11 protein-coding genes are annotated in these 10,937 nt (G+C 35.8%); 9 read left to right on the plus strand and 2 right to left on the minus strand.

Translation table 11 applies throughout. The features are described from left to right. Positions 1-373: 373 nt before the first annotated feature. On the minus strand, positions 374-790 hold the full coding sequence (locus ACQKMV_RS21930; RefSeq protein ID WP_427506464.1) for a hypothetical protein: 417 nt from the start codon (positions 788-790) through the stop codon (positions 374-376). Between the two features lie 213 nt (positions 791-1,003). Continuing rightward, positions 1,004-1,207: a YheE family protein gene (locus ACQKMV_RS21935; RefSeq protein WP_427506466.1), complete on the minus strand. Its 204-nt coding sequence runs from the start codon at positions 1,205-1,207 to the stop codon at positions 1,004-1,006. Between the two features lie 427 nt (positions 1,208-1,634). Between ACQKMV_RS21935 and ACQKMV_RS21940 the strand changes: the two genes are divergently transcribed. The 9 genes from ACQKMV_RS21940 to ACQKMV_RS21980 all read left to right on the plus strand — a co-directional run bounded on the left by ACQKMV_RS21940 (position 1,635) and on the right by ACQKMV_RS21980 (position 10,803). Continuing rightward, on the plus strand, positions 1,635-2,777 hold the full coding sequence (locus ACQKMV_RS21940; RefSeq protein WP_427506468.1) for a DUF445 domain-containing protein: 1,143 nt from the start codon (positions 1,635-1,637) through the stop codon (positions 2,775-2,777). A 17-nt stretch (positions 2,778-2,794) separates the two neighbouring features. Beyond that, a complete protein-coding gene (locus ACQKMV_RS21945; RefSeq protein ID WP_427425805.1) occupies positions 2,795-3,139 on the plus strand; it encodes a YlbF family regulator in 345 nt (114 codons plus the stop codon). 38 nt (positions 3,140-3,177) lie between these two features. Next, positions 3,178-3,375 carry a hypothetical protein gene (locus tag ACQKMV_RS21950; protein WP_427506469.1) on the plus strand — a complete coding sequence of 66 codons (198 nt, stop codon included), beginning with the start codon at positions 3,178-3,180 and terminating at the stop codon, positions 3,373-3,375. A gap of 126 nt (positions 3,376-3,501) precedes the next feature. Further along, on the plus strand, positions 3,502-4,164 hold the full coding sequence (locus tag ACQKMV_RS21955) for a ribonuclease H family protein (protein WP_427506470.1): 663 nt from the start codon (positions 3,502-3,504) through the stop codon (positions 4,162-4,164). 305 nt (positions 4,165-4,469) lie between these two features. Beyond that, positions 4,470-5,390, plus strand: a complete 921-nt coding sequence (locus ACQKMV_RS21960; protein ID WP_427506472.1) for a stalk domain-containing protein — start codon at positions 4,470-4,472, stop codon at positions 5,388-5,390. A 159-nt stretch (positions 5,391-5,549) separates the two neighbouring features. After that, positions 5,550-6,587, plus strand: a complete 1,038-nt coding sequence (locus tag ACQKMV_RS21965; RefSeq protein ID WP_427506474.1) for an LCP family protein — start codon at positions 5,550-5,552, stop codon at positions 6,585-6,587. A 480-nt stretch (positions 6,588-7,067) separates the two neighbouring features. After that, positions 7,068-8,573: a coproporphyrinogen III oxidase gene (locus ACQKMV_RS21970; protein WP_427506476.1), complete on the plus strand. Its 1,506-nt coding sequence runs from the start codon at positions 7,068-7,070 to the stop codon at positions 8,571-8,573. Positions 8,574-8,757: 184 nt separating this feature from the next. Beyond that, positions 8,758-9,897, plus strand: a complete 1,140-nt coding sequence (locus ACQKMV_RS21975; protein ID WP_427506478.1) for a glycerate kinase — start codon at positions 8,758-8,760, stop codon at positions 9,895-9,897. An 87-nt stretch (positions 9,898-9,984) separates the two neighbouring features. Then, positions 9,985-10,803: an MBL fold metallo-hydrolase gene (locus ACQKMV_RS21980; protein ID WP_427506479.1), complete on the plus strand. Its 819-nt coding sequence runs from the start codon at positions 9,985-9,987 to the stop codon at positions 10,801-10,803. Positions 10,804-10,937 lie beyond the last annotated feature (134 nt).

Below are 10,937 nucleotides of genomic sequence, written 5' to 3' on the forward strand. Positions count from 1 at the left end.
CGAATGAGGGAGGTAAACAAAGTGTACACCTCCTATGATTTAAAAAAATTGTAGAATGATTTAATCATAAAATATTTACAGGCAAAACACAAATATTGACAACTTTTTTTTACTTGATTTTCAAACCGTAAAGTGAAGAAATTAATAATTTCAAACACCAAAAGATTGAAAATAAAAATTTGTTATGCTAACTTTAAATGGAGCAAAGAAGATAGTTTGTTTAGAGAAAGAAGCATTTGCATCTCATATAAAACGACACGTCAAAAATCTCAAGAGAGCTTTACTTGCGGATTTTTTTAAATGAATTATTTTTAATAGCAACAAAAAAGGAGCCGTCTCATTCATACGAGACGGCTCCTTCTACTTTGATTATTTATTTTTGTTGAAAACGTAATTTCAAGCACGCTTTTTCCACATCGTATAGCGTTTCTTTTAACGGTATCTCACCTGAGTAAAGTGAAATTGTAACAGGTGCTTTTTCTGTTATACCTTGCTGTGTAAAAATATAATTTTCGTCTTTATACGTTAAATACATATTTTTTACAGATCTTTTTCCGAAAGTACTAGCTGATGAATCAAAAAAGCCTTTTAATTGACTGCAGTATTCATTGTAGAAATCACTTTTAAAGCCAGAAAGAGCCTCGAATTTTTTACTATCAATAGATTCAGCCTCATTTACTAACTCGAAAATTTTAGCGGAAAATTCGGAAAAAACTTCTTTTACTTTTGCGCGAATTAATATTTTTGAATTATAACTGTTTAAGTCATCAGTAAGAGTGACGTTACTCATTGTAATAGCCTCCTGCATAAAAAACCTTTAATACTTAATATCCTAAATGTATAAGAAAAATAAGGGAATTTCAATATACTTAAACAATTTACGATAATAGCAGCGCAGAAATTAGTAAAAAATAGGTGTTTTTATGCAGTGTAGGCACAGAGAAATACTACTTTTTATATAGCGTGTATTTTTGTAGCGACAGCTACGCCAAGGCGAAATTGATCAGTCGTAAACATGATACAACATAAGCTCATGAATCATTTTTTTAACTTCCCCTTCGTTTGGAGGGATAGGTCCATTCCATTGTATAACACCATCTTTTAAGTACTCTGCTGTATAACGTTCGCGTTGATAAAAGAACGAAATAGACCAACCTGGGAGCTGAGAATTTTCAAATAAAGGCTTAAAGCTAAAATGCTGAATCATAACCAAACCCCATTTCCTAATATATGTAGTTAATATTATTCAAGGATAAAGGTAATTTTGCAACTATTCATTTTCGGGCACATTGTGATTGACGGTGTATATGCTTATACATAATCATAATGTGTGGTTGATTTTTGTTCCTCTATCGCTAATCCCCAAAGAGTCGCCCAGTCGGAACGAAGATCAACTTATATAAATAACATAAGTTTCAATAAATCACATTCCTATTTTTGATAGTTAGCAAATGGAAGCGAGTAGGCCACAGCGGAAATCGCCATCTTCAATTTAATGAAAATAGATAAAAATAGTTAATCTATACACTTAATAGGGGGTATTTCTTTCGTAGAAAATCATTGCTCTGCTATAATGAGTGCAGCAGGCGACAAAATACGCCAATAGTGAATACAATTGAAATGAGAGGATACTAATGGATAATTTTCTAGTGACATTAATATTTATGGCAGTCATTGGAGCTGCAATTGGTGGTGTTACGAATCACCTAGCCATTAAAATGCTTTTTCGACCACACAAAGCTATATACATTAAAAATTGGCGAGTGCCTTTTACACCAGGTCTTATTCCAAAACGCCGTGACGAATTAGCGAAGCAACTTGGACTTACGGTTGTGAATTATTTATTAACACCTGAAACCTTTAGAAAGAAATTTTTCTCAAAGGATATTCAGGAAAAGGTAGAACAGTTTGTACAAACAAAGGTAGAAGAAACGATTTTTACAAATGATAAAACAATTCAAGATTGGCTATCATTAGCTGGATTTTCCAACATGCCAACAACAATTGAACAGAAGGTAGAAGCAATTGTTGAGGGACAATTTGAGTCAGTTAAGAATACACTATCAACGAAATCAATTCGTACACTATTATCAGCAGATATTCAAAATACTATCGATGCAAAGATACCAGTAGCGGTAGATCATATTTTAGAAAAAGGTGAGGATTATTTTTTATCACCTGAGGGAGAACTGACAATTAAGGCGATGATTGATGACTTTTTATCGTCAAAAGGATCACTTGGTGGAATGATTAATATGTTTTTAGGTGATTCTTCGTCACTCATGTCAAAGGTTCAGCGTGAGCTTATAAAATTTTTACAGAAACCAGGAACATCAGCATTATTAACGAAAATTTTTACTCAGGAATTGGAGAAATTAAAAGATCGCCCGGCAATGGATTTCTTACAGGATATTCGCTTTGAACAAATATTATCGAAATTGCAAACTTACGTTAAAGAACAATTAGCAGTTGAAGAGCGCTTGAATTATCCTATATCACATTACTGGCCAGAAGGTAATTCATGGATGAAAGAAACAGTGATTCCACAAGCCATTGAAAAAGCTTTTGTAAAAGCTGAAGAGAAATTAGAAGATGTGTTGGAACGCTTAAATTTACAAGAAGTTGTACGTGAGCAGGTAGATTCTTTCCCTGTAGAGAAATTAGAGGAACTTGTACTAGGTATTTCAAAGCGAGAGTTTAAAATGATTACAGTACTTGGTGCAGTTCTTGGTGGATTGATTGGGATTGTGCAAGGGTTAATTGTTTACTTTATTTAAAAAGGAGAAATATGTTTATGATTAATATTTACAATGAAATTAATACGTTAGAGGCAACTTTCCGTAAAACACCTGAATTTGAAGCGTTAAAAGAAGCAGTGACAGTTGTTAAGGAAGATAAAGAGGCTTTAAATCTATTCCAAAGTTTCCGTAAGGTGCAAATGGACCTACAGAACAAGCAATTAACTGGCGAAGAAATACTGGAAGATGAACTTATATACGCACAAAAAACGGCACAACTTGCACAGCAAAATGCAAAAATTTCTGCAATGCTTGAGGCAGAAATGAATCTAAGTAAAATAATTGAAGAAGTAAACCGCATCTTAATAAAACCTATTCAAGTATTGTATGAAGAATTTTAACAGCGAAGAAGAACATCAAAGCGGCGGAAAAGCATGATTTGGCGGCGAAGATCAGCATCAAAGCGGCGGAAAAGCATGATTTAGCGGCGAAGATCAGCATCAAAGCGGCGGAAAAGCATGATTTAGCGGCGAAGTTCGGCATCAAAGCGGCGGAAAAGCATGATTTAGCGGCGAAGTTCAATATCCAAGCAGCAGAACAACAGGTTCTAGCGTCACAACCTAGAGTATCGAGCTGATCAAACAGCTTTCTTAGGCATAAAAATACTAATAGTTGCACATATAACAAGTAAGAAGAAAAACGTGTTTCCGCAAGCCGGAGCACGTTTTCAATTTATGGCTCAATATCTATTGGAGGTTATACTATGCATGTAATCATTGAATGGACCTATAAAGCGAAAAAGGGTGCGGAAACTGTTTTGCGTTCAGAAGAAATGCCGGCAGCTCAAGCATTACTACTTGCCGAGGACATGGAGCGAACAGGGAGAGTAAAATCATTGCATTGTATCGATCGACAGGATACAAATTGGTCTTTGAAGGAACTCAAAGCATATTTAAAGGAAATTGACACTGAGCCACACAATATTACAGTCTATTTTGATGGTGGCTTTGATCTTGCAACAAAACAATCAGGGCTAGGCTGTGCGATATATTATGAGCAAAATGGCAAGCCATATCGATTAAGACAAAATTCTTTTTCGTCAGAGCTGAAATCCAACAATGAGGCAGAATACGCAGCGCTTTATTTAGGGCTAGTCGAGCTTGAGCTATTGAACGTTCACCATTTGCCCGTTTGTTTCACTGGCGATTCCCAAGTCGTTATCAATCAATTGAGTGGGGAATGGCCAGCACTTGAAAAGAATTTATCTAGCTGGGCAGATAAAATTGATGCAAAGTTAGAGGAGCTCAGTATCCAGCCAGAGTACAAGCTTATATCACGTAAAGAAAATTCTGAAGCTGATCGCCTTGCAACCCAAGCATTAAACGGTATCGACATCACAGGATTAAGGGAAATTGTAAAGGATTAAGTATTAGACACTCCAAAAGAAAAATCACCAGTATTTATGAACTGCGCCCCAATTGTTAGACAGACCATCTAACAATTGGAGGTGCATTTTTTTGTATAAATTTACTGCAGAAGATGGTAATGAAAGCTATAAAAATATTGGACAATCAATTGGTGAAATAATATCCAATTATTCCGTTCGCTATTGTTAATTATAATGGTATTTACTGGTGAATTAATTTTTATCACAATTTATCCTGTTTTTAATGAAACTTTTACCATTCTAAACCTACTACTACTATGAACCTAATAATAAGGAGAGATTTTATGAACATGAAAAAATTTGCACCTGTAGCAATGACAGCATTATTATTTGGAAGTGTAGCAATACCAGTCGCTTCAGCAAATGAAAATTCGACAGAGGCAGAACAGCAAGCACCACAAATTCAAATTGATCCTGTTCACATTTTCAACACTACTCATGGAACAGTTGAAAAAGTCAATTCTAATGAAAGCCTTACATATTTCACAGTAAAAGATGGTGATCAAACAAATATTTTAGAAATAACAAAGGATACACTTGTTTTCGATAATACAGGTAAAAAAGTGGAACTTAAAGAAGGGGATAAAGTAGTAGCTTATACATTTGCAAACAAGCCACAAAAATTAATTTATCCACCACAATTCAATCCTGATGTTGTCATTGTTGAAACTGAGGAAACTGGATTTGTTGAAGTTGATTACTTCTTTGAAAACCTAACAAATACTTATGATATGCTCAAATTAATCATTGGTGAAAACACGGAGCTTTTAAATACAAAGGGAGAGAAAGTTGCAGCTAAAGATTTAACAGAGAAGAACTTAGTTGTTTTCTATACAGCCTCAACAAAAAGTATCCCAGCTCAAACAACACCTTCGAAAGTAATTGTTCTTGATGACGAGTCTGAAAATACAACAGAAAATACTGTACAAGCGGAAATAGCACAAATAATCGCGACAGATTATTATGAAGTAGATGGAACAAAAATGGTTCCGTTGCGTTTGATTGCCGAAAAGCTTGGCTATAAAGTTGAGTCGACAGGTAAAGGTGCAATTGTATCAAAAGGTAATTTATCTTACACAATAACTCGTGGTGAAAAAATGTTTGGTTATAACAAAGCGTTACGCCCACTTAAGGCAGCACCTGCTTTGTTAGAAGCAAATAAAACATATGTACCAATTGAATTTGTAGAGGAATACTTAAAATAACTCAAAAAATCCCTGTAAAGGTAGGGTTGCCTTTAAAGGGATTTTTTTAATTTTTAATTTCCAATTATATTCATTTAAGGAAACTTGAATGAACAAACAACGTCTTTATCAACGGAGATTACTTTACTTCAGGAATTCAAACAGAAGAGAGGTATTAATTTGGAAAGAAAATCAAGAAGCTCTAAAAAAGCGAAACCTAAAAATAAAGTAATAAAAATAACCATACTAGTAATTGTAATTTTATTATTAACAGTAACTAGTTATGGGGCTTATGCGTTTGTTAAATTTAAAAATGCCTATGATAGTTCAAAGGTCGATTTAAATAGGGAAGGAAATAAATCAGATCTAAGGGAAGAAGAAGTTTCATTTACAAAAGATCCAATCTCAATTCTATTATTAGGTGTTGAAAATTATTCTAGTCAGGCGGAGGATGGTCGAGCAGATACTCAAATGGTCATTACTTTGAATCCGGATACATCTGAAATTAACTTAATTACAGTACCTCGAGATGCAAGAGTTAAAATAGAAAATGCAGGGGAATATACAGGTATACATAAAATCAATTCCGCTTATAATTACGGATCAATTACAGGCTATGGGGCAATTAAGCTGCAATTAGAGACAGTTGAAAAATTCCTTAATATACCGATAGATAACTTTATTGCAGTAAACTTTGATGGCTTTAGAGATATTGTCGATGCTTTAGGTGGAGTAACAATAGATGTAAAAGAGGATTTCTGGGAAGATAATTTTTACGATAGAAAACAAAGGATAGAATTTCATAAAGGAGAGGCACATTTAAACGGGGAAGAGGCACTTGCATTTGTAAGAATGAGAAAAAGAGCTGTTAATGCTTCATACTCACGAGAAGAGAGACAAAGACAATTTTTGACTGCAACGATCAATCAAGCAAAATCGACGAATACAATATTTAAAATTGGCCAAATTGCAGATATTTTAGGGAAAAACGTAGAAACAGATTTAAACCCTAATGAAATCTACGCACTCCAAAAGCATTATTTGAATTCCAAGAACTTATCAACAAAAACGTTAGAAATACAAGGGGAAGATCAGTATATCAATGATGTTTCTTATTTTATAACCGATATGAAAAACTTGGAGAAAGTAAGCATGGAATTAAGAAAGATTCTTAAACTAAAAGAAGAAAATTTCAAAACAAACGCGGCTGAAAGATAAAAGATAAAAGATAAAAATCCATTTTGATAAATTTTTCAAAATGGATTTTTTTATCAATAAATTATGCCTCGGCATAATTGTAGCTGACGCTTTGCTTTCGCTACAGATAAACAATTGTTGCTGTCGCTTCGTTTTCGCTACAGATAAACAATGCGTCCGGAATCGGCTTTGTGCTTAGGCCTGCACGAGGGCCGACACGATGTCGGTCATTTCGATAATGCCACAGGACATGGCGTTTTTACCGATGCAGGTCAGTTAGCCGTTATCGCATGGATGCGATGGTTTTAGGCTAACATCCCCTAGAAACCTTTCCGATTTCCGTGACATCCGCCGGAGGCTTTAATTTCTTTCAGCGGATATTTGGACACCCGCTGAAAGAAATTAAACAGAATGTTCTGTTATAAAATGTGGCTTTGCTTAAAGTTATATAAATTTGTTAAACTATTGGTACTGTAATTATGAGAGAAAAGAGCGAAGAAAATGAAAATTATTCACATAGATCAAAAATATCCTGAAGATTGGATTCGCGTATTAAATCATATTGCGAATTTATTTTTTGAGGATTCAAAGTTAAAAGTAGAGTCTGAAGGAACAGATATGACAGTGTCATTCGAATATAACGTTGGGGATGATTTCTCAATATCTACAAAAGCTGTTCTAGAGGTAGACGGTAACCGTTATACGAATGATTACCGTATTCAATACGAAACTGGGGCTGAAGGACGTGAGCTAAATATTCGTATTAAGCGTGCTTTGTCTCACGTATTTTTAGATGTGCTAGAGCAACATACTGGAATGCATCAGCAATGGGGAATTTTAACAGGTGTGCGTCCAACTAAGCTTTACCATAAATTCCGAAAGGCTGGGAAGAGTGAGGAAGAAATTGCAGATATTCTTATTCGTGATTTCCGCCTGTCAGAGGAAAAGGTAGCGTTACTAAAAGAAATAGTAGCTCGTCAGTTAGTGACGATTCCTGATATAGATGATATCGGTAAAGAAATTAGTATTTATATCGGCATTCCTTTTTGCCCGACTAAATGTGCTTATTGCACTTTCCCAGCGTATGCAATTGGCAGCAATCGCAAGCAAGGGCGTGTTGCTACATTTTTAGATGGGCTTCATATTGAATTACGTGAAATGGGAAAATGGCTGAAGGAAAATAATATGAAAATCACGTCCATTTATTGGGGTGGTGGTACACCGACATCTATTGAGGCAGATGAAATGGATGCATTGTATCAAACGATGTATGAATCTTTCCCGCATCCTGAAACAATCCGTGAAGTAACCGTCGAAGCGGGTAGACCTGATACGATTACACCTGAAAAACTAGAAGTGTTAAAAAAATGGGGCATTGACCGAATAAGTGTTAATCCACAATCGTATACAGATGAAACACTGAAAGCAATTGGTCGTCATCATACGGTACAAGAAACAATTGATAAGTTTTGGCTAGCACGTGAATCAGGCATGAATAATATTAATATGGATTTAATCATTGGTTTACCGAATGAAGGAATTGAGGAGTTCCAGCATTCATTAGATGAATCTGCAAAAATCCAGCCAGAATCATTAACGGTACACACATTATCATTTAAGCGTGCATCGGAAATGACGCGTAATAAGGATAAGTACAAGGTAGCTGACCGTGATACGGTTGCACAAATGATGCATATGGCACAAGTATGGACGAAGGAAAATGATTATGTACCGTACTATTTATACCGTCAAAAAAATATTTTAGGCAATTTAGAAAATGTCGGCTACAGTAAAGCTGGCGAAGAAAGCATCTATAATATTGTCATAATGGAAGAAGTACAGACAATTTTAGGCATTGGCTGTGGAGCCTCCTCTAAATTTGTTCATCCTGAAACAGGGAAAATTACGCAGTTCCATAATCCAAAGGATCCTGCTGCCTACATTATGACGTTTGAAGATGCAATCGGTAAAAAAATTGAGTTTTTAGATGAATTATATAAGGCATAAAAGTGATGGCAATCTGACGTGGTGTTCAGATTGCCTCTTTTATTCCGATAAATCTCGATAATGTTCCGATAAATCTGGAAAACATTCCGATAAATCCACAGAATATTCCGATAAAATCAAAAAACATTCCGATAAATCTCTAGTATGTTGTTAGTCTGAATTATAATGATTGGGGGTAAAAAATATGAAAGTCGTTATTAGTCCGGATTCCTATAAGGGGACTTTGTCGGCCATCGAGGTGGCTAATGCAATGAGGGCGGGAATCTTAGATGTTGATCAATCGATTGAAACAGTCATTTTACCAGTAGCAGATGGTGGAGAAGGTACACTAGAATCACTTGTTGCCTCAACAGATGGTCAATATATTTCGCAACATGTGCTTGACCCATTGGGGAGAGAAATTGAAGCAAGATATGGTGTACTTGGTGATAATGAAACATGTGTTATTGAAATGGCTCAGGCATCCGGTATTATGCTGTTACAGGATAAGGAAAAAAATCCTGAGCTTGCATCGACGTATGGAACGGGGCAGCTAATCAAAGCAGCTCTTAATGAAGGGTTTAGGAAATTTATTATCGGTATTGGTGGCAGTGCTACAAATGATGCTGGTATTGGTATGTTAAAGGCACTTGGACTGCAATTAAAAAAAGAAGACGGCACGGTAATTGCTGATGGGGTGTCGGCACTATTAGATTTAGCTTCAATTGATGTTAGTCAGCTAGATCCTCGATTAGCTAAAGCAAAATTTATTATTGCATGTGATGTTGATAATCCATTGATTGGAGAGCGGGGAGCAACAGCTATTTTTGGGCCTCAAAAAGGTGTGAAAGAGCATCAAATTGCTTATTTTGATAGCTGCTTAAAGCAGTTTGCAGACATTGTTGAAAAGCAATTTAACATTCGACTGCATGACCTCAAAGGGGCAGGGGCTGCAGGGGGAATGGGAGGCGCATTAATAGCTTTTTTAAACGGCAGTTTTCATGCGGGTATTGAGATTGTGATTAATGTAGTACAGTTACAAAAGCATTTAGAAGGTGCCGAGTTTATTATTACAGGTGAAGGGAAATCGGATCGTCAAACATTACATGGGAAAGCGCCATTAGGGGTGGCGAAGGCTGCAACATTAGCGAATGTACACACTGTCTTATTATCAGGGGCGATAGATGAAAATGATAAACCTGAATTACTCAAATACTTTACTGTTGTTGAATCATTGGTAGATGAAAATATTAGTGTCCAACAGGCAATGCAAGAACCTTATTATTATATTCGCATGAAAACAAAGAGGATCTTTGAGTTTTGGGTACAAATGGGAAAAAATTAATGTGGAACAAAGACAGGTAACGATAGAGAGCAGCCCGTGGTTAGCTCTCTTTTTTGTATAATAGAAAAATAGAAAGGAAGTTAGTAAATGAAAAAATTACTAGTAGTGCTCCTTTGTATTTTTTTATTAGCAGGCTGTACGGAGACGTTAAACACAGAGAAAGTATCCGTCACTGCGGGACATGAAATGCGCGTACATTTTATTGATGTAGGACAAGGAGATTCGATTTTTATTGAATCGCCAAATGGCAAGACAATGCTTGTTGATGGAGGCGTTAAAGGAGCTGGCCAAAAGGTTGTTTCGTATTTGAAGGAGCTTGGAGTGAACAAGATCGATATAGTGGTCGCAACCCATCCTGATGCAGACCATATCGGTGGTTTAATTCCTGTGATAAATTCGATAGATATTGGACAATTTTATGATTCAGGGAAGGTACATACATCTCAAACTTTTGAAGAGATGCTGACACTTATTGATACGAAGAATATTCCTTATAATGTTCCGAAAACAGGCGATAGTATAGCGTTTGATGATGATATTAATGTGAAGGTGTTAAACGCTAATGAAAATGCAACAGATAATAATGATGCTTCCATTGTCTTAAAAATTGCATATGGCAATGTATCATTTTTATTAACGGCCGACGCGGGAATAGAGTTAGAAAAAGAGATGATGAAATACGATGTGAAAGCAACAATCTTAAAGGCAGGTCATCATGGCTCTAACACGAGTAGCTCTGCGGAGTTCATTCAAGCAGTGCATCCTGAAGTAACAGTTTTAAGTTATGGAGAGGGAAATAAGTATGGTCATCCTCATGCTGAAGTAGTTGAGCGTTTACAAGCAATTGGCAGTAAAATTTACGCAACCGCAGAAGCGGGGACTGTTATCGTATCAACAGATGGGTAACTAAACTGTTACGATAAATTCAGGCAAAACTATACAAATCTGTATAGAAGCATAGATTTATAACAGAATACCCTTCGTATCAAGCGATTGGTGCGAACTCCACGTTAATTGCTTTTAACTCCTAAAGTCTTGTG

It is taken from the genome of Lysinibacillus sp. NPDC094403 (genome assembly GCF_050278745.1).
In the GTDB taxonomy this organism is placed as follows: domain Bacteria; phylum Bacillota; class Bacilli; order Bacillales_A; family Planococcaceae; genus Lysinibacillus.